Annotated in this window: 17 protein-coding genes; 16 read left to right on the forward strand and 1 reads right to left on the reverse strand. The window is 53.3% G+C overall.

All coding sequences use genetic code 11. The features are described from left to right. Positions 1 to 9 precede the first annotated feature (9 nt). From mnmG to ETG88_RS16080, 11 genes are all read left to right on the forward strand, one after another. Positions 10 to 1,899, forward strand: coding sequence for a tRNA uridine-5-carboxymethylaminomethyl(34) synthesis enzyme MnmG (gene mnmG, locus ETG88_RS16030; RefSeq protein ID WP_129035782.1), 1,890 nt, complete (start codon positions 10 to 12; stop codon positions 1,897 to 1,899). Between the two features lie 117 nt (positions 1,900 to 2,016). Then, positions 2,017 to 2,634, forward strand: a complete 618-nt coding sequence (gene rsmG, locus ETG88_RS16035; RefSeq protein ID WP_100778302.1) for a 16S rRNA (guanine(527)-N(7))-methyltransferase RsmG — start codon at positions 2,017 to 2,019, stop codon at positions 2,632 to 2,634. A 622-nt stretch (positions 2,635 to 3,256) separates the two neighbouring features. After that, the gene (gene atpI, locus ETG88_RS16040) at positions 3,257 to 3,637 is read left to right on the forward strand and encodes a F0F1 ATP synthase subunit I (RefSeq protein ID WP_100778301.1); all 381 of its coding nucleotides are present in this window, start codon (positions 3,257 to 3,259) and stop codon (positions 3,635 to 3,637) included. Positions 3,638 to 3,645: 8 nt separating this feature from the next. Further along, positions 3,646 to 4,461, forward strand: coding sequence for a F0F1 ATP synthase subunit A (gene atpB / locus ETG88_RS16045; RefSeq protein ID WP_100778300.1), 816 nt, complete (start codon positions 3,646 to 3,648; stop codon positions 4,459 to 4,461). 50 nt (positions 4,462 to 4,511) lie between these two features. Then, the gene (gene atpE / locus ETG88_RS16050) at positions 4,512 to 4,751 is read left to right on the forward strand and encodes a F0F1 ATP synthase subunit C (RefSeq protein WP_000429386.1); all 240 of its coding nucleotides are present in this window, start codon (positions 4,512 to 4,514) and stop codon (positions 4,749 to 4,751) included. Between the two features lie 47 nt (positions 4,752 to 4,798). Further along, entirely contained in the window at positions 4,799 to 5,269 is a 471-nt protein-coding gene (gene atpF / locus ETG88_RS16055; protein ID WP_015961084.1) for a F0F1 ATP synthase subunit B, read from the forward strand. 14 nt (positions 5,270 to 5,283) lie between these two features. After that, complete coding sequence (gene atpH / locus ETG88_RS16060) at positions 5,284 to 5,817, forward strand: F0F1 ATP synthase subunit delta (protein WP_100778299.1); 534 nt, start codon at positions 5,284 to 5,286, stop codon at positions 5,815 to 5,817. A gap of 12 nt (positions 5,818 to 5,829) precedes the next feature. After that, on the forward strand, positions 5,830 to 7,371 hold the full coding sequence (gene atpA / locus ETG88_RS16065; protein ID WP_100778298.1) for a F0F1 ATP synthase subunit alpha: 1,542 nt from the start codon (positions 5,830 to 5,832) through the stop codon (positions 7,369 to 7,371). 50 nt (positions 7,372 to 7,421) lie between these two features. Further along, positions 7,422 to 8,285 carry a F0F1 ATP synthase subunit gamma gene (gene atpG / locus ETG88_RS16070; RefSeq protein WP_100778297.1) on the forward strand — a complete coding sequence of 288 codons (864 nt, stop codon included), beginning with the start codon at positions 7,422 to 7,424 and terminating at the stop codon, positions 8,283 to 8,285. Between the two features lie 26 nt (positions 8,286 to 8,311). Next, the gene (gene atpD / locus ETG88_RS16075) at positions 8,312 to 9,694 is read left to right on the forward strand and encodes a F0F1 ATP synthase subunit beta (protein WP_100778296.1); all 1,383 of its coding nucleotides are present in this window, start codon (positions 8,312 to 8,314) and stop codon (positions 9,692 to 9,694) included. A 20-nt stretch (positions 9,695 to 9,714) separates the two neighbouring features. Next, the gene (locus ETG88_RS16080; RefSeq protein ID WP_100778295.1) at positions 9,715 to 10,134 is read left to right on the forward strand and encodes a F0F1 ATP synthase subunit epsilon; all 420 of its coding nucleotides are present in this window, start codon (positions 9,715 to 9,717) and stop codon (positions 10,132 to 10,134) included. 302 nt (positions 10,135 to 10,436) lie between these two features. Here the strand turns inward: ETG88_RS16080 and ETG88_RS16085 are convergent, their stop codons facing one another. Further along, the gene (locus ETG88_RS16085) at positions 10,437 to 12,533 is read right to left on the reverse strand and encodes a right-handed parallel beta-helix repeat-containing protein (protein WP_129035783.1); all 2,097 of its coding nucleotides are present in this window, start codon (positions 12,531 to 12,533) and stop codon (positions 10,437 to 10,439) included. Positions 12,534 to 12,877: 344 nt separating this feature from the next. Between ETG88_RS16085 and glmU the strand changes: the two genes are divergently transcribed. From glmU to pstA, 5 genes are all read left to right on the forward strand, one after another. Then, positions 12,878 to 14,248, forward strand: coding sequence for a bifunctional UDP-N-acetylglucosamine diphosphorylase/glucosamine-1-phosphate N-acetyltransferase GlmU (gene glmU, locus ETG88_RS16090; protein ID WP_107702581.1), 1,371 nt, complete (start codon positions 12,878 to 12,880; stop codon positions 14,246 to 14,248). 288 nt (positions 14,249 to 14,536) lie between these two features. Next, a complete protein-coding gene (gene glmS, locus ETG88_RS16095; RefSeq protein WP_129035784.1) occupies positions 14,537 to 16,366 on the forward strand; it encodes a glutamine--fructose-6-phosphate transaminase (isomerizing) in 1,830 nt (609 codons plus the stop codon). A 321-nt stretch (positions 16,367 to 16,687) separates the two neighbouring features. Next, the gene (gene pstS / locus ETG88_RS16100) at positions 16,688 to 17,728 is read left to right on the forward strand and encodes a phosphate ABC transporter substrate-binding protein PstS (RefSeq protein WP_129035785.1); all 1,041 of its coding nucleotides are present in this window, start codon (positions 16,688 to 16,690) and stop codon (positions 17,726 to 17,728) included. Between the two features lie 76 nt (positions 17,729 to 17,804). Continuing rightward, a complete protein-coding gene (gene pstC / locus ETG88_RS16105) occupies positions 17,805 to 18,764 on the forward strand; it encodes a phosphate ABC transporter permease PstC (protein WP_100778290.1) in 960 nt (319 codons plus the stop codon). Beyond that, positions 18,764 to 19,654, forward strand: coding sequence for a phosphate ABC transporter permease PstA (gene pstA, locus ETG88_RS16110; protein ID WP_100778289.1), 891 nt, complete (start codon positions 18,764 to 18,766; stop codon positions 19,652 to 19,654). Before pstC ends, pstA begins: the two co-directional genes overlap by 1 nt. Positions 19,655 to 19,678: the final 24 nt, after the last annotated feature.

Consider the following 19,678-nt stretch of genomic DNA (forward strand, 5'->3'; position numbering starts at 1 on the left):
CAGGAAAGCATGTTTTATCAGGATCCTTTTGACGTCATCATCATTGGCGGGGGTCACGCAGGCACTGAGGCCGCAATGGCCGCAGCGCGTATGGGTCAACAGACCCTGCTTTTGACACACAATATCGACACGCTGGGACAAATGTCCTGTAATCCGGCGATTGGCGGCATTGGGAAAGGACACCTGGTAAAAGAAGTGGATGCTCTGGGCGGCTTGATGGCGAAAGCGATCGATCAGGCAGGCATTCAGTTTAGGATACTAAACGCGAGCAAAGGACCCGCCGTTCGCGCCACTCGAGCTCAGGCAGACCGTGTGCTGTACCGCCAGGCCGTTCGTACTGCGCTGGAGAACCAGCCGAACCTGATGATCTTCCAGCAGGCGGTTGAAGATCTTATCGTTGAGAACGATCGTGTCGTCGGTGCCGTCACCCAGATGGGACTGAAGTTCCGTGCCAAAGCCGTGGTGCTGACGGTCGGGACTTTCCTCGATGGAAAAATTCATATTGGTCTGGATAACTACAGCGGTGGCCGTGCAGGCGATCCGCCGTCCATCCCACTTTCCCGTCGTCTTCGCGAGCTGCCGCTGCGCGTCAGCCGCCTGAAAACCGGGACACCGCCGCGTATTGATGCCCGCACCATCGATTTTAGCGTGCTGGCACAGCAGCACGGCGACAACCCGATGCCGGTCTTCTCGTTCATGGGTTCTGCGGCGCAGCATCCGCAGCAAGTGCCGTGTTACATCACGCACACCAATGAGAAAACCCATGACGTGATCCGCAATAACCTCGATCGTAGCCCGATGTACGCAGGCGTGATCGAAGGGATCGGTCCACGTTACTGCCCGTCGATCGAAGACAAAGTTATGCGCTTTGCCGATCGTAACCAGCACCAGATCTTCCTGGAGCCGGAAGGACTCACCTCCAACGAAATTTACCCGAATGGCATCTCCACCAGCCTGCCGTTCGATGTGCAGATGCAAATTGTTCGCTCGATGGAGGGCATGGAGAACGCAAAAATCGTTCGTCCAGGTTACGCTATTGAGTACGATTTCTTCGACCCGCGCGATCTGAAACCGACGCTGGAGAGCAAATTTATCCAGGGCCTGTTCTTCGCGGGACAAATTAACGGCACCACCGGTTATGAAGAAGCGGCAGCTCAGGGCCTGCTGGCCGGTCTTAACGCCGCTCGCTTCTCTGCGGAAAAAGAGGGCTGGTCACCGCGTCGCGATCAGGCCTACCTTGGCGTGCTGGTGGACGATCTCAGCACGCTCGGTACCAAAGAGCCGTACCGTATGTTCACCTCTCGCGCGGAATATCGTCTGATGCTGCGTGAAGACAACGCTGATCTGCGCCTGACCGAAATGGGCCGCGAGCTGGGCCTGGTGGATGACGAACGCTGGGCGCGTTTCAACCAGAAGCTGGAGCGCATTGAGACTGAGCGTCAACGCCTGAAAACCTCATGGGTGAATCCTCTGGCGGAATCCGCAGCCGAAGTGAACGCTCACTTGACCGCGCCGCTCTCACGCGAAGCCAGCGGAGAAGATCTTCTTCGTCGTCCGGAGATGACTTACGAGCAGTTGGTGCAGATGACGCCGTTCGCGCCGGGTCTCGACGATGCCGAAGCGGCCGAGCAGGTCGAAATCCAGGTCAAATACGAAGGTTACATCGCGCGTCAGCAGGATGAGATCGAAAAGCAGCAGCGTAACGAGAACACCTTGTTGCCTGCGATGCTGGATTACCGTCAGGTAACGGGGCTGTCAAACGAGGTGATCGCGAAACTGAACGATCACAAACCGGTGTCGATCGGCCAGGCATCTCGCATCTCCGGCGTGACGCCAGCAGCCATCTCTATTCTGCTGGTATGGCTGAAAAAACAAGGTATGCTGCGCCGCAGCGCTTAACATCAGGCGATTTTTGCCATTTTGGCGGGTGGTGCTTCGCTGACCCGCTACAGTTCGTATCGTAGGCCCGGTAAGCGTTAACGCCACCGGGCTCATTATTTCAGACAGGTATTCACCGTGCTCAACAAACTCTCTCGTCTGCTGGATGAAGCAGGTATTTCGCTCACCGATCACCAGAAAAATCAGCTGGTGGCCTATGTCGATATGCTGAACAAATGGAACAAAGCGTACAACCTCACGTCGGTACGCGATCCCAACGAGATGCTGATTCGCCATATTCTCGACAGCATTGTGGTTGCGCCTTACCTGCAGGGTGAGCGTTTCATCGATGTGGGGACCGGCCCTGGTCTGCCAGGCATTCCGCTCTCCATCGTGCGGCCTGAGTGCCAGTTCACGCTGCTGGACAGCCTGGGCAAGCGCGTGCGCTTCCTGCGTCAGGTGCAGCATGAGCTGAAAATCAACAATATCGAGCCGGTTCAGAGCAGGGTAGAGGCGTTTCCGTCTGAGCCGCCGTTTGACGGCGTGATTAGCCGCGCGTTTGCGTCACTCAACGATATGGTCAGCTGGTGTAAGCATCTGCCAGCGCAGGAAGGGCGTTTTTACGCGCTCAAAGGCCTGGTGCCTGAGGATGAAATCGCCCAGCTCCCGGTTGGCTATGTGGTCGAGTCGATTGTGAAGTTACAGGTTCCACAGCTCGATGGCGAACGCCATTTGGTGATAATTAAGGCAAACTAATTTTAAAAATTAAATAAAAAATGTGGAATTCGTGCGGTTCTTAAAGTGTTAAAAAACGGCCCTAAGGAAGGAACCTCACCGGACTGCATTTAACCTTGTTGTTACCGAGGTTTTTCTTGGTGTTAACCTGATTTATCTCGTTAACACCAAATATAGTCAACATTGAAAATATCAGTCTGCTAAAAGTGGAATTCAGTGATGAGTTGGTGATGTTAATTATTTATTAAAAATGTCAATGAAAGGTTTTTGTTGTGTACGGGGCTGTTTTGAAAATAGTTGCTGTCATTTGTCTTTAATATCATAAAGATGAATTAAACCAAATTATTGATTTGATAAATAAGACCTTATCGTAAATGTGCATTTTGTGATCTCGTGCACGCTTTATCATCAACGTTTCTGCGCAGTTTGCAGTTTTATCGGATGGGTCGTGGTTTGGCGAAAAGTTAAAAAATAGCGGTGGGGAAAATTATTTAAACATTTATTCACCTTTTCGCTACTTAATGTTTGAAATCACGGGGGCGCACCGTATAATTTGACCGCTTTTTGATGCTTGACTCTGAGCCTTAAAGGACGTTTTATACGACACGCGACATACCTCGAAGGGAGCAGGAGTAAAAACGTGATGTCTGTGTCGCTCTTGAGTCGAAACGTTGCTCGTAAGCTTCTGTTCATTCAGTTTCTGGCGGTGATAGCAAGTGGACTGCTGTTCTGCCTCAAAGACCCCTTCTGGGGCATCTCCGCAGTGTGTGGAGGTTTGGCAGTGGTTTTGCCAAACATGTTGTTTATGATTTTTGCCTGGCGTCATCAGGCGCATACACCTGCCAAAGGCCGCGTGGCCTGGTCCTTCGCTCTTGGCGAAGTGTGTAAGGTGTTGCTAACCTTTGCCTTCCTGGTGTTGGCGCTGGCTGTTTTCAAAGTGGTATTTTTGCCGCTGATCGCGACGTGGGTTTTGGTGCTGGTGGTACAAGTTCTGGCGCCAGCTGTAATCAACAACAAAGGGTAAAAGGCATCATGGCTTCAGAAAATATGACGCCGCAGGATTACATAGGTCACCATCTGACGAACCTTCAGATGGACCTGCGTACATTCTCGCTGGTGGATCCGCATAACCCCCCGGCCACCTTCTGGACGCTCAACATTGACTCCATGTTCTTCTCGGTGGTGTTGGGTCTGTTGTTCCTGGCCATGTTCCGTAGCGTTGCTAAAAAGGCGACCAGCGGTGTTCCAGGGAAATTCCAGACGGCTATCGAATTAGTCATCGGCTTCGTTCATGGCAGCGTCAAAGACATGTACCACGGTAAGAGCAAGCTGATTGCTCCGCTGGCGCTGACTGTCTTCGTCTGGGTCTTCCTGATGAACCTGATGGACCTTCTGCCTATCGACCTGCTGCCGTACATCGGTGAGCATGTTCTCGGCCTGCCGGCACTGCGTGTGGTTCCGTCTGCTGACGTGAACATCACCCTGTCCATGGCGCTGGGCGTATTCATCCTGATTCTTTTCTACAGCATCAAAATGAAAGGCGTAAGCGGCTTTGTGAAAGAGCTTACCTTGCAGCCGTTCAACCACTGGGCGTTCATTCCGGTCAACCTGATCCTGGAAGGCGTAAGCCTGCTGTCCAAACCGGTTTCACTTGGTCTGCGACTGTTCGGTAACATGTATGCGGGTGAGCTGATTTTCATTCTGATCGCGGGTCTTCTGCCGTGGTGGTCACAGTGGGTTCTGAATGTGCCATGGGCCATTTTCCACATCCTGATCATTACGCTGCAAGCCTTTATCTTCATGGTTCTGACGATCGTCTATCTGTCGATGGCGTCTGAAGAGCACTGATTTTTTAACCACCACTACTACGTTTTTATTGAAACAAACTGGAGACTGTCATGGAAAACCTGAATATGGATCTGCTGTACATGGCTGCCGCTGTGATGATGGGTCTGGCGGCTATCGGTGCTGCGATCGGTATCGGCATCCTCGGGGGCAAATTCCTGGAAGGCGCTGCGCGTCAACCGGATCTGATTCCTCTGCTGCGTACTCAGTTCTTTATCGTTATGGGTCTGGTGGATGCAATCCCGATGATCGCTGTAGGTCTGGGTCTGTACGTGATGTTTGCTGTCGCGTAAGTCGTTTTTAAAAACCCAAGCCACAGAAATTTAAGAGGTATTGTGCTGTGAACATGAACGCAACAATCCTCGGCCAGGCCATCGCGTTTATTCTCTTTGTCTGGTTCTGCATGAAGTATGTATGGCCGCCTTTAATGGCAGCCATCGAGAAACGTCAGAAAGAAATTGCTGACGGTCTGGCTTCCGCAGAGCGCGCTAAGAAAGATTTGGACCTTGCACAGGCCAACGCGACAGACCAGCTGAAAAAAGCGAAAGCTGAAGCTCAGGTAATCATTGAACAGGCTAACAAACGCCGTTCTCAGATCCTGGACGAAGCCAAAGCTGAAGCAGAACAGGAACGTACTAAGATCGTTGCACAAGCTCAGGCTGAAATTGATGCTGAGCGTAAACGTGCTCGTGAAGAACTGCGTAAGCAGGTTGCGATTCTGGCTGTTGCTGGCGCCGAGAAGATCATCGAACGTTCCGTGGATGAAGCTGCTAACAGCGACATCGTGGACAAACTTGTCGCTGAACTGTAAGGAGGGAGGGGCTGATGTCTGAATTTGTTACGGTAGCTCGCCCCTACGCCAAAGCAGCTTTTGACTTTGCTGTCGAACACCAAAATGTCGATCGCTGGCAGGATATGCTGGCGTTTGCCGCTGAGGTAACGAAAAACGAGCAAGTGGCTGAGATGCTTTCCGGTGCCTTAGCACCTGAAACCCTTGCTGCATCGTTTATCGCCATTTGTGGTGAGCAACTGGATGACAACGGCCAGAACCTGATTAAGGTCATGGCTGAGAATGGTCGTCTGCGAGTGCTCCCGGATGTTCTCGAGCAGTTTGAGCACTTACGTGCCCTCAGTGAAGCTACCGCCGAAGTTGAAGTAACCTCTGCGAATGAACTGAGCCAAGAACAGCTTGCGAAGATCACCGCCGCGATGGAAAAACGTCTGTCACGCAAAGTTAAGCTGAATTGCAAAATCGATAAGTCTGTAATGGCAGGCGTAATCATCCGAGCGGGTGATATGGTCATTGATGGCAGCGTACGCGGCCGTCTTGAACGCCTTGCAGACGTCTTGCAGTCTTAAGGGGACTGGAGCATGCAACTGAATTCCACCGAAATCAGCGAACTGATCAAGCAGCGCATTGCTCAGTTCAGTGTTGTGAGTGAAGCTCACAACGAAGGTACTATTGTTTCTGTAAGTGACGGTGTTATCCGCATCCACGGCCTTGCCGATTGTATGCAGGGTGAGATGATTTCCCTGCCGGGTAACCGTTACGCTATCGCACTGAACCTGGAGCGCGACTCCGTAGGTGCTGTAGTTATGGGCCCGTACGCTGACCTTGCCGAAGGCATGAAAGTCAAATGTACTGGTCGTATTCTTGAAGTTCCAGTTGGCCGTGGCCTGCTGGGTCGCGTGGTGAACACCCTGGGTGCACCAATCGACGGTAAAGGTCCTGTTGATAACGATGGCTTCTCGCCAATCGAAGTTATCGCACCGGGCGTTATCGAACGTCAGTCCGTTGATCAGCCAGTGCAGACTGGTTATAAATCCGTTGATGCCATGATCCCAATCGGTCGTGGTCAGCGTGAACTGATCATCGGTGACCGTCAGACCGGTAAAACCGCGATGGCAATCGATGCGATCATCAACCAGCGCGATTCCGGCATCAAATGTGTGTACGTGGCTATCGGCCAGAAAGCGTCCACCATTTCTAACGTGGTTCGTAAACTGGAAGAGCACGGCGCGCTGTCAAACACCATCGTTGTGGTTGCAACCGCTTCTGAATCTGCTGCACTGCAATACCTGGCGCCATATGCCGGTTGCGCAATGGGCGAATACTTCCGTGACCGCGGTGAAGATGCGCTGATCGTATACGATGACCTGTCTAAACAGGCTGTTGCTTACCGTCAGGTTTCCCTGCTTCTCCGTCGTCCACCAGGACGTGAAGCATTCCCGGGCGACGTATTTTACCTCCACTCCCGTCTGCTGGAGCGCGCATCCCGCGTTAACGCGGAATACGTTGAGAAATTCACCAATGGTGAAGTGAAAGGTAAAACCGGCTCTCTGACTGCTCTGCCGATTATCGAAACCCAGGCGGGTGACGTTTCTGCGTTCGTTCCGACCAACGTAATTTCCATTACCGATGGTCAGATCTTCCTCGAAACCAACCTGTTCAACTCCGGTATTCGTCCTGCGGTTAACCCAGGGATCTCCGTATCCCGTGTGGGTGGTGCTGCTCAGACTAAGATCATCAAGAAACTGTCCGGTGGTATTCGTACCGCTCTGGCACAGTATCGTGAACTGGCTGCGTTCTCTCAGTTCGCTTCCGATCTGGATGAAGCGACCCGTAAGCAGTTAAGCCATGGTCAGAAAGTGACCGAGCTGCTGAAACAGAAACAGTATGCCCCTATGTCTGTTGCACAACAGGGCCTGGTGCTGTTCGCGGCTGAACGCGGTTACCTCGAAGATGTGGAACTGGCGAAAATCGGTAGCTTCGAAGCCGCACTGCTGGCTTACGTTGACCGTGATCACGCTCCGCTGATGCAAGAGATCAACCAGTCCGGTGGCTATAACGACGAAATCGAAGGCAAGCTGAAAGCTATCCTCGATTCCTTCAAAGCAACCCAGTCCTGGTAACGTCCGGCGGCTTGTCTTAGGACAGGCCGCAAGGCATTGAGGAGAAGCTCATGGCCGGCGCAAAAGAGATACGTAGTAAGATCGCAAGCGTCCAGAACACGCAGAAGATCACTAAAGCGATGGAAATGGTCGCCGCTTCCAAAATGCGTAAATCGCAGGATCGCATGGCGGCCAGCCGTCCTTATGCAGATACCATGCGCAAAGTGATTGGTCACCTTGCGAACGGTAATCTGGAATATAAGCATCCTTACCTGGAAGAACGCGACGTTAAACGCGTGGGCTACCTGGTGGTGTCTACCGACCGTGGTCTGTGCGGTGGCTTGAACATTAACCTGTTCAAAAAGCTGCTGGCGGATATGAAAGTCTGGTCCGACAAAGGCGTTCAGAGCGATATCGCGATGATCGGCTCTAAGGGCGTTTCTTTCTTTAATTCAGTGGGTGGCAATATTGTCGCTCAGGTGACTGGTATGGGTGATAACCCGTCCCTGTCCGAACTGATCGGCCCGGTTAAAGTGATGTTGCAGGCCTATGATGAAGGCCGTCTGGACAGGCTGTACGTTGTCAGCAACAAATTTATTAATACCATGTCTCAGGTTCCGACACTCACTCAGCTGCTGCCTTTGCCGGCATCAGAAGATGAAGAGTTAAAACATAAAGCCTGGGATTATCTGTATGAACCCGATCCGAAACCGCTGCTGGATACCCTGCTGCGTCGTTACGTTGAATCTCAGGTTTATCAGGGCGTGGTAGAAAACCTGGCCAGCGAGCAGGCCGCACGTATGGTGGCGATGAAAGCCGCGACCGACAATGGCGGCAGCCTGATTAAAGAGCTGCAGTTGGTATACAACAAAGCTCGTCAGGCCAGCATTACTCAGGAACTCACCGAAATCGTCGGTGGTGCATCCGCGGTATAACCAGGTTAATTCGTAGAGGATTCAAGATGGCTACTGGAAAAATTGTCCAGGTAATCGGCGCCGTGGTTGACGTCGAATTCCCTCAGGATGCCGTACCGCGCGTGTACGATGCTCTTGAGGTTATGAATGGTAATGAGAGCCTGGTGCTGGAAGTTCAGCAGCAGCTCGGTGGTGGTATCGTGCGTACCATTGCCATGGGTTCTTCCGACGGTCTGCGTCGTGGTCTGGAAGTAAAAGACCTCGAGCACCCGATCGAAGTCCCGGTTGGTAAAGCAACGCTGGGTCGTATCATGAACGTGCTGGGTCAGCCGATCGATATGAAAGGCGACATCGGTGAAGAAGACCGTTGGGCAATCCACCGTGCAGCACCTTCCTACGAAGAGCTGTCAAGCTCTCAGGAACTGCTGGAAACCGGCATCAAAGTTATCGACCTGATGTGTCCGTTCGCTAAGGGCGGTAAAGTCGGTCTGTTCGGTGGTGCGGGTGTAGGTAAAACCGTAAACATGATGGAGCTGATCCGTAACATCGCGATCGAGCACTCCGGTTACTCCGTGTTTGCTGGCGTGGGTGAGCGTACTCGTGAGGGTAACGACTTCTACCACGAAATGACCGATTCCAACGTTCTGGATAAAGTATCCCTGGTTTACGGCCAGATGAACGAGCCACCAGGAAACCGTCTGCGTGTGGCACTGACCGGCCTGACTATGGCTGAGAAGTTCCGTGACGAAGGTCGTGACGTACTGCTGTTCGTCGATAACATCTACCGTTACACCCTGGCCGGTACTGAAGTATCTGCACTGCTGGGTCGTATGCCTTCAGCGGTAGGTTATCAGCCGACTCTGGCGGAAGAGATGGGCGTTCTGCAGGAACGTATCACTTCAACCAAAACCGGTTCTATCACCTCCGTACAGGCGGTATACGTACCTGCGGATGACTTGACTGACCCATCACCAGCCACCACCTTTGCTCACTTAGATGCAACCGTGGTACTGAGCCGTCAGATCGCGTCTCTGGGTATCTACCCGGCCGTTGACCCGCTGGACTCCACCAGCCGTCAGCTGGATCCACTGGTTGTTGGTCAGGAACACTACGACACCGCGCGTGGCGTACAGTCCCTGCTGCAGCGTTACCAGGAACTGAAAGACATCATCGCCATCCTGGGTATGGATGAGCTGTCTGAAGAAGACAAACTGGTGGTAGCTCGCGCGCGTAAGATTCAGCGCTTCCTGTCCCAGCCGTTCTTCGTTGCGGAAGTATTCACCGGTTCTCCGGGTAAATACGTTTCCCTGAAAGACACCATCCGTGGCTTTAAAGGCATCATGGAAGGCGAATACGATCACCTGCCAGAGCAGGCGTTCTACATGGTTGGTTCCATCGACGAAGCCGTGGAAAAAGCCAAAAAACTTTAACGCCTTAATCGGAGGGTGATATGGCAATGACTTACCACCTGGACGTCGTCAGCGCAGAGCAACAGCTGTTCTCTGGTCTGGTCGAAAAAATCCAGGTAACGGGTAGTGAAGGTGAACTGGGTATTTTCCCAGGGCACGCACCGCTGCTCACCGCCATTAAGCCTGGTATGATCCGCATCGTGAAACAGTTCGGTCACGAAGAGTTTATCTATCTGTCCGGCGGCATGATTGAAGTGCAGCCTGGTAGTGTGACCGTTCTTGCTGATACCGCTATTCGTGGCCAGGATCTCGACGAAGCGCGAGCTCTGGAAGCGAAGCGTAAAGCGGAAGAGCACATTAAGAGCTCTCACGGCGACGTGGATTACGCACAGGCCTCAGCTGAGCTGGCCAAAGCGATCGCGAAACTGCGCGTTATCGAGTTGACCAAAAAAGCGATGTAACACCGGCTTGAAAAGCACAAAAGCCAGTCTGGTTTCAGACTGGCTTTTTTTATGGCTGCGTTTCAGATTTTATGGAACTGAAAAGGTGTTTTAATTTTTTGTGATTTTCATCACAAAAATATTGATCGGTTAAATGTTGAGGAGTAGACTTATTTTTGTGATGTGTGTCACATAATTAACGCCAACAACATTGGGATACCAACATGAAACTGATCAATAAAGTCATCGCTCTCTTCAGCAATATGAACGTCTCTTTCGGCACGTTTAATCTGTAATCTGCTGTATGCCGAGTGGCGCCACGCTTACCGTTGTGTGATAAGCGAAGCGCCATCTGGCAGCACTTCCCCGCTGTTATTCACGCTTTTCCCGTCCTCGATAAAATAATTCGTATCATCAATATTACCGACCACGGCATCGTCATAGCGGCCCGGTTTTGTTCGCACGGATTTGTTCCCGCTGAAAATACCCTGTGTTGAGGCATCTCCATACGGACTCGGACGGAAGATAAAGTTAAAGCGCTGATTGTCCACCGCCACATTGTTCGTCACCACCAGTTTCCCTGGATTGAAGTTGTCGGTAAACCCGTCCAGCTGATTCCCTTCCGCATTGCTGTTACGCACTTCATGCGCCACCGGCTGCCCCTCTCCCCCCAGTTTAAAGCCGTTGCTGGTGTTATTGCGGGCGATAGAGTTCTCGATCACCACAACCCCATTTGCGCCGTCTTCTATCTTATTAAACAGGTCAAAGCCATCGTCGATATTGTCGTGGGAATAGCAGTTCTCCAGACGATTACCCTCACCCACGCGCATCTTCACCGCAAACCCATCAGCATTGATTTTGCCGGGATCAACGTTGGCGTAAGACTCCGAGTTGATCACCCGGTTATCGCTTGCCCACAGCGGTCGGCCCACATTATCCGGGGACGATATCTGAATGCCCGTATCGTCGTTACGGTATGCAGTCACATTTTCAATCAGGTTATGGCTGCCCTGGATGCGCAGGCTTTTGTCCGTAATATCGACGCCCTTAATGTTCCAGTAGCTGGCGTCCACCAGCAGACCATGGATCACAGCTTTGCCTTCTGCCTGCAACGTTTTACGCTGTTCGGCATGACCGCTGGCGGCCAGTGGGATATCGCTGCGCGGATACTCTCCGGCTTTCAGGATAAGGGTGCCGCCCGGTGCAAGCAGGTTAATTGCACTCGCCAAATCCAGCGGCGAGGCGATCGTTCCCTGTCCGTTGGCCGTGCCGTCAGGTGTGGCGTAAAGTGTCGTTGCCGTAAAACCATCGACCTTCTCGACAGTGAACTGCTGATGAACCGTATCACCGTGCGCGGGCGTAAAGCTCAGGTTAAAGGCATTGGTCTCTGTCAGCGTGGTCGGCAGGGAGTACATCTCTCCGGCTTTGACCGCTTTATCATTACCGATCACCACTTCGTTCTGACGCACGCTGAACACGCCGTCGCTATTCGCCCGGGCCTGGACCCGATACTTCTCTGATGTGCTTTTCGCTGCGGAATTCAGTTGCACCACCACCGGCAGCGCTTTTGCCTGCCAGGGTTTTGAGGTGACCGTTTCTGCCGCTGAAGTCGTGAGAGAGGCATCTGACACCGTTATTTTTGCATTACGTGAGGCGAAGAAGCCGACGTAATAATGGTCCCTTTTCTGCACTGAAATAAGGTCCGCGCGTGGCACGCTTTGGCTTACCCAGGCATCGCTGCCGACGGGCGACCAGGCCGTAATAAATCCGTCGTTGGTTCGTTGCAGTTTCAGACGGAATTCCGGCGTCTGGCTCAGGTCGATCTCCTCTTTGTAGCTTTGCTTTTTGATTCCGGCACCCGCATTGCCCCAGGGTTGAGAAATCCCCTCGCGGGTGACCGCCTGCATTTTTACCCGCACATTGTCCTTTTTATCCTGCGTCATGATGGCGTTCATCACCAGGTTGGAGGCGGCAGGAAACTCTTCATAGCCCTCCTTGAGCGGCTGCTGGCGCGGCACACCGATCACATCACGCACCAGCAGGCCAGCCCCCTCCTGCGCGGCGGGTTTTGCGCCATTCTCTGGTCCAAACTGCTCAACCCGAACGGTAGCCTGCAGTTCGAAATTGTCGCTGGTGGGCAGTTCGGTATAGAAAAAGGTTAACCCATCGTGAGAGTTGGCGATCTTACCGCCCCGGCTTTCAAGGGTGACGGGTTTCGTGAGATCCGCAGTGTCCTGCGGCGTGAGTTTTTTGCCATCAATGGTGACATCGTTGACGCCGATTTTTTCCGGCAGGACGTTCGAGGAAAAATTCAGATCCGTAGACTGCCCAAAGGCAATGGCTTTCCAGACGTGCTGCTCAGCAGCCGAGACAGCAAAGGAGCTACACATCATTAGGGCCAGAGGTATTTTATAATTCATTTTATTCTCCTGATTGATAATTGAGCGCCATTATCATCAAGATGAAACAGTGTTTCTTTTTTAGGTGTCACAATATTGAATAATTAAAACACTGTTTTGCTTTAGAGCGATCTTTATTCTTGAGGCGAAAAAATAGCTAACCTGTTGTGAATGCTTACGACTTGCCGCAAGAAAGCTATTTTCCAGAGAAAAAGTGATTTACTCTGGCCTCAAATCTATCCTCAAATAGCGATAAGCAGCCGATGTTGAGCGTTTTACCAGCAGTCCATTTTATGGCGCAAAATATGTAGAATTTTCAACGTCAAAGGGTTTTACTTCTCACTCAAATTACAGTCAGGACGCGTATGTTGAACAATACGATGAGCGTGGTCATCCTTGCCGCAGGCAAAGGTACCCGCATGTATTCCGATCTTCCTAAGGTGCTTCACACCCTGGCAGGAAAGCCAATGGTGCAGCATGTCATTGATGCCGCAAGCGAATTAGGCGCCAGCAAAGTGCATCTGGTGTACGGCCACGGCGGCGATCTGCTTAAGCAAACGCTGCGCGATGACAAACTCAACTGGGTACTTCAGGCAGAACAGCTGGGAACGGGCCATGCGATGCAGCAGGCCGCGCCGTTCTTCGCGGATGACGAAGACATTCTGATGCTCTACGGTGATGTCCCGCTGATCGCGGTGGAAACCCTGACTCGCCTGCGTGAAGCCAAACCGCAGGGCGGCATCGGTTTACTGACCGTTAAACTGGACGACCCGACAGGCTATGGTCGTATCACGCGTGAAAACGGCAAAGTGACCGGTATCGTTGAGCACAAAGATGCCTCTGACGAACAGCGTCAGATTCAGGAAATCAATACCGGAATCCTGATCGCCAACGGCGCAGACATGAAGCGCTGGCTGGCTAAACTGAATAACAACAATGCCCAGGGTGAATACTACATCACCGATATCATTGCCCTGGCTCACCAGGAAGGTAACGAGATCGTGGCGGTTCATCCCGATCGCCTGAGCGAAGTTGAGGGCGTGAACAACCGTCTGCAGCTCTCCCGTCTTGAGCGTGTTTACCAGGCTGAGCAGGCTGAAAAGCTGCTGCTGGCAGGTGTAATGCTGCGCGATCCGGCGCGTTTTGATCTGCGCGGGGCGTTGATTCACGGGCGTGATGTGGAAATCGACACTAACGTTATTATTGAAGGTCAGGTCACGCTGGGGAATCGCGTCAAAATCGGCACCGGCTGCGTGATCAAAAATAGCGTGATTGGCGATGACTGCGAAATCAGCCCCTATAGCGTGGTGGAAGATGCGCATCTGGAAGCTGCTTGCACCATCGGCCCGTTCGCGCGTCTGCGTCCAGGCGCTGAGCTGCTGGAAGGCGCTCACGTCGGCAACTTCGTCGAGATGAAAAAAGCGCGTCTGGGTAAAGGCTCCAAAGCCGGTCATCTGACCTATCTGGGCGACGCGGAAATTGGCGATAACGTCAATATCGGTGCGGGTACCATCACCTGTAACTACGATGGCGCGAACAAGTTTAAAACCATTATCGGTAACGATGTGTTTGTCGGCTCCGATACGCAGCTGGTGGCTCCGGTCACCGTCGGTAACGGTGTGACCATCGCCGCCGGAACGACCGTGACGCGCGATGTGGCGGACAATGAGCTGGTGCTCAGCCGCGTACCGCAGGTTCACAAGCAAGGCTGGCAGCGTCCGGTGAAGAAGAAGTAAAACCAGGGCGGGTGGCGCTTCGCTTACTCGCCCGACGAATTTGTCTGTCGGCATTGCCGGTGGACAGGGGATGAGGGGATAACATAATCCCCCGCCCAAAGGCAGTACCTATAAATATAGCCCCACTCTCTACAAGGCTCGGGGCGCCCTAACGGGCATTACTCAAAGGATTTTGCGTTGTGACCCGGCGGAAAACATGCCCGCTAATACAGTCTCAGCGTAAAAGACGAAGAGTAATACAGGTCAGCGACAACGCATGGCAAATCGCCATTATCAGGAAATCTAACTATGTGTGGAATTGTTGGCGCAGTTGCGCAGCGTGATATTGCTGAAATCCTTCTCGAAGGTTTACGCCGTCTGGAATACCGTGGCTATGACTCTGCCGGTCTGGCAGTGGTTGATGCAGAAGGTCACATGACCCGTCTGCGCCGTCTCGGTAAAGTGCAAATGCTGGCGCAAGCCGCGGAAGAAACGCCGCTGCACGGCGGAACAGGCATCGCGCACACCCGCTGGGCAACGCACGGTGAACCGTCTGAAGGTAACGCCCACCCGCATGTGTCTGAACACATTGTGGTGGTGCATAACGGCATTATCGAAAACCACGAACCGCTGCGCGAAGAGTTGAAAGCGCGTGGCTACACTTTTGTCTCTGAAACTGACACCGAAGTTATCGCTCACCTGGTTCACTGGGAGCTGGAGCAGGGCGGTACGCTGCGTGAAGCAGTGCTGCGCGCCATTCCTCAGCTGCGCGGTGCGTACGGTACAGTGATTATGGATTCCCGCGATCCGGGCACCCTGCTGGCGGCACGTTCCGGTAGCCCGATGGTGATCGGCATGGGGATGGGCGAAAACTTCATTGCTTCCGATCAGCTGGCGCTGCTGCCGGTGACCCGTCGCTTTATCTTCCTGGAAGAGGGCGATATCGCGGAAGTGACCCGTCGCAGTGTGACGGTGTTTGATAAATCCGGCGCGCAGGTGAAGCGTCAGGAGATTGAATCCAACCTGCAGTACGACGCGGGCGACAAAGGCGCGTACCGTCACTACATGCAGAAAGAGATCTACGAGCAGCCGAACGCGATCAAGAACACCCTGACCGGGCGTATCAGCCACGGCGAGGTGGATCTCAGCGAGCTGGGCGCTAACGCCAACGAAATGCTGGCCAACGTCGAGCATATTCAGATTGTGGCCTGCGGTACCTCTTACAACTCGGGGATGGTGTCGCGCTACTGGTTTGAAGCGCTGGCGGGCGTGCCGTGCGATGTCGAAATCGCCTCGGAATTCCGCTACCGCAAATCAGCGGTGCGCCGTAACAGCCTGATGATCACCCTTTCCCAGTCCGGTGAAACCGCGGATACCCTGGCAGCACTGCGTCTGTCGAAAGAGCTGGGTTATCTCGGTTCGCTGGCGATCTGTAACGTGCCGGGTTCTTCTCTGGTACGTGAATCGGATCTGGCGCTGATGACCAAAGCCGGCACCGAAATCGGCGTGGCATCGACCAAAGCGTTCACCACCCAGCTGACTGTGCTGTTGATGCTGGTGGCGAAACTGGCGCGTCTGAAGGGCCAGGATGCATCTATCGAGCACGATATCGTTCACGGGCTGCAGACGCTGCCGAGCCGTATCGAGCAGATGCTGTCCCAGGACAAACGCATCGAAGCGCTGGCTGAAGATTTCTCTGACAAACACCACGCGCTGTTCCTCGGTCGTGGCGATCAGTACCCTATCGCGCTGGAAGGCGCGCTGAAGCTGAAAGAGATCTCTTACATTCATGCGGAAGCCTACGCCGCAGGCGAGCTGAAACACGGCCCGCTGGCGCTGATTGACGCAGACATGCCGGTCATCGTCGTTGCACCGAACAACGAACTGCTGGAAAAACTGAAATCGAACATCGAAGAAGTGCGTGCCCGTGGCGGCCAGCTGTACGTCTTCGCCGATCAGGATGCCGGGTTCGTCAGCAACGACAACATGCACATTATTGAGATGCCGCATGTGGAAGAGGTCATTGCCCCGATCTTCTACACCGTTCCGCTGCAGCTACTGGCGTATCACGTCGCGCTAATCAAAGGCACCGACGTTGACCAGCCGCGTAACCTGGCGAAGTCCGTCACCGTAGAATAATCCCTTCAGGCTCCACCTTCGGGTGGAGCTTTTTTATCCCTTCCCGGTTCGTTTTTCATCCATTCTTATTTTTTTTATTTATGACAATCTGTCATCTTCAGCTACACATTACTGTGTCACAGAAAGAAAATTTTTCTGAAATCCCACTGTCACATAAGTGGCTAATGCGATGATTATTAATACTAATTTTGTGAAATCTTAAGTTAAACTTTCAGTGTCATAAAACTGTCATAATTCGTACATTTATCTGTCACCTGTTTGTCCTATTTTGCTCATCGTAGCCACTCAAACAATGATTTACGAAATCTTGCAGGAGACATTATGAAAGTTATGCGTACCACTGTCGCAACTGTTGTCGCCGCGACCTTATCTCTGAGCGCTTTCTCTGTATTCGCAGAAGCAAGCCTGACTGGCGCTGGTGCAACATTCCCTGCGCCGGTGTATGCCAAATGGGCTGATACTTACCAGAAAGAAACCGGCAACAAGGTTAACTATCAGGGTATCGGCTCCTCCGGTGGCGTTAAACAAATTACGGCGAATACCGTTGATTTCGGCGCATCAGATGCTCCGCTGTCTGATGACAAACTGGCTCAGGAAGGTCTGTTCCAGTTCCCGACCGTGATCGGTGGTGTTGTGCTGGCCGTGAATATCCCTGGCCTGAAATCTGGCGAACTGGTGCTGGATGGCAAAACGCTGGGTGATATCTATCTCGGCAAAATCAAAAAATGGGATGACGAAGCCATCACCAAACTGAACCCAGGTGTAAAACTGCCTTCGCAGAACATCGCTGTGGTTCGTCGCGCTGACGGTTCCGGCACCTCCTTCGTCTTCACCAGCTTCCTGGCGAAAGTGAACGAAGAGTGGAAATCCAAAGTCGGTTCTGGCTCTACTGTGAACTGGCCGACGGGTCTGGGCGGCAAAGGTAATGACGGTATCGCCGCGTTCGTACAGCGTCTGCCTGGCTCAATCGGCTACGTAGAGTACGCTTATGCGAAGCAGAACAACCTGGCTTACACCAAGCTTGTCTCTGCCGACGGCAAACCGGTTAGCCCGACTGAAGAGAACTTTGCGAACGCTGCCAAAGGCGCAGACTGGAGCAAATCCTTCGCGCAGGACCTGACTAACCAGAAAGGTGATGAGGCGTGGCCAATTACCTCTACCACTTTCATCCTGATCCACAAAGATCAGAAGAAACCTGAGCAGGGCGCCGAAGTGCTGAAGTTCTTCGACTGGGCGTACAAAAACGGCGGCAAACAGGCTAATGACCTGGATTACGCCAGCCTGCCAGACAGCGTGGTTGAGCAGATTCGTGCTGCATGGAAAACCAACGTAAAAGATAGCAGCGGTAAAGCATTGTACTGATTCAGCATTCTGACGAAAATGGCGGGTGATTTCACCCGCCCTTATTCGTAAAACGTATTTAACAGAAGAGTGATTTATGGCTGCAACCAAGCCTGCTTTTAGCCCTCCGGGGAAACATGGTGACAAAATTTTCAGCGCGCTGGTCCGACTGGCTGCGCTGATTGTGCTATTGCTGCTGGGCGGCATTATCGTGTCCCTGATTTTCTCCTCCTGGCCGAGCATCCAGAAATTCGGTTTCTCCTTCCTGTGGACCAAAGAGTGGGACGCGCCAAACGATATCTACGGTGCGCTGGTGCCGATTTACGGCACGCTCGTGACCTCGTTTATCGCCCTGCTGATTGCGGTTCCGGTGAGCTTTGGTATCGCCCTGTTCCTGACGGAGCTGGCGCCTGGCTGGCTGCGACGCCCGCTGGGTATCGCGATTGAACTGCTGGCGGCGATCCCGAGTATCGTTTACGGCATGTGGGGCCTGTTCATCTTTGCGCCGCTGTTCGCGACCTACTTCCAGGAGCCGGTGGGGAATATCCTCTCCAACATTCCATTTGTGGGCGCACTGTTCTCCGGCCCGGCTTTCGGGATTGGTATTCTGGCGGCAGGCGTAATTCTCGCCATCATGATTATTCCGTACATTGCGGCGGTCATGCGCGATGTCTTCGAACAAACCCCGGTGATGATGAAAGAGTCGGCCTACGGTATCGGTTGTACCACCTGGGAAGTGATCTGGCGTATCGTCCTGCCGTTCACCAAAAATGGTGTTATTGGCGGCATCATGCTGGGCCTCGGGCGCGCGCTGGGGGAAACCATGGCCGTGACCTTTATCATCGGTAACACCTACCAGCTCGATAGCGTTTCGCTCTATATGCCGGGCAACAGCATCACCTCTGCGCTGGCAAATGAGTTCGCCGAAGCGGAATCTGGGCTGCACGTGGCGGCACTGATGGAGCTGGGCCTGATTCTGTTTGTTATCACCTTTATTGTTCTGGCGATCTCCAAGCTGATGATCATGCGCCTCGCAAAAAGTGAGGGGGCACGCTAATGACGACTCTCGAAATGCAATCCACCGCTGAACTGGCTGAATCTCGCCGCAAAATGCAGGCGCGCCGCCGCATGAAGAACCGTCTGGCGCTGACGCTGTCGATGGCAACGATGGCGTTTGGCCTGTTCTGGCTGGTGTGGATCCTGTTTTCTACCATTACGCGCGGCATCGACGGGATGTCGATTGCCCTGTTCACCGAAATGACGCCGCCGCCGAATACGGCGGGCGGTGGCCTGGCGAACGCCCTGGCGGGCAGCGGGTTGCTGATCCTGTGGGCGACCGCAGTCGGTACGCCGCTCGGCATCATGGCGGGGATTTATCTGGCGGAATATGGCCGTAAATCCTGGGTCGCGGAAGTGATTCGTTTCATTAACGACATCCTGCTCTCTGCGCCGTCTATCGTTGTCGGTCTGTTCGTCTACACCATTGTGGTAGCGCAGATGGAGCACTTCTCCGGCTGGGCGGGCGTGATTGCGCTGGCGCTGCTGCAGGTACCTATCGTAATTCGCACCACCGAGAACATGCTGAAACTGGTGCCGGACAGCCTGCGCGAAGCGGCTTACGCACTCGGCACACCGAAATGGAAAATGATTTCGGCGATCACGCTGAAAGCGTCGGTCTCGGGGATCATGACCGGTATCCTGCTGGCAATTGCGCGTATTGCGGGTGAAACCGCGCCGCTGCTGTTCACCGCGCTCTCCAACCAGTTCTGGAGCACGGACATGATGCAGCCCATCGCCAACCTGCCGGTCACCATCTTTAAATTTGCGATGAGCCCGTTCGCGGAGTGGCAGCAGCTGGCCTGGGCCGGCGTGCTGATTATTACCCTTTGCGTACTGTTGCTGAACATTCTGGCGCGCGTCATCTTCGCGAAGCAGAAACACGGTTAATTTTGACGGCGCGGCATCACGCGG

This window comes from Lelliottia nimipressuralis (assembly GCF_004115925.1).
Lineage (GTDB): Bacteria > Pseudomonadota > Gammaproteobacteria > Enterobacterales > Enterobacteriaceae > Enterobacter > Enterobacter nimipressuralis.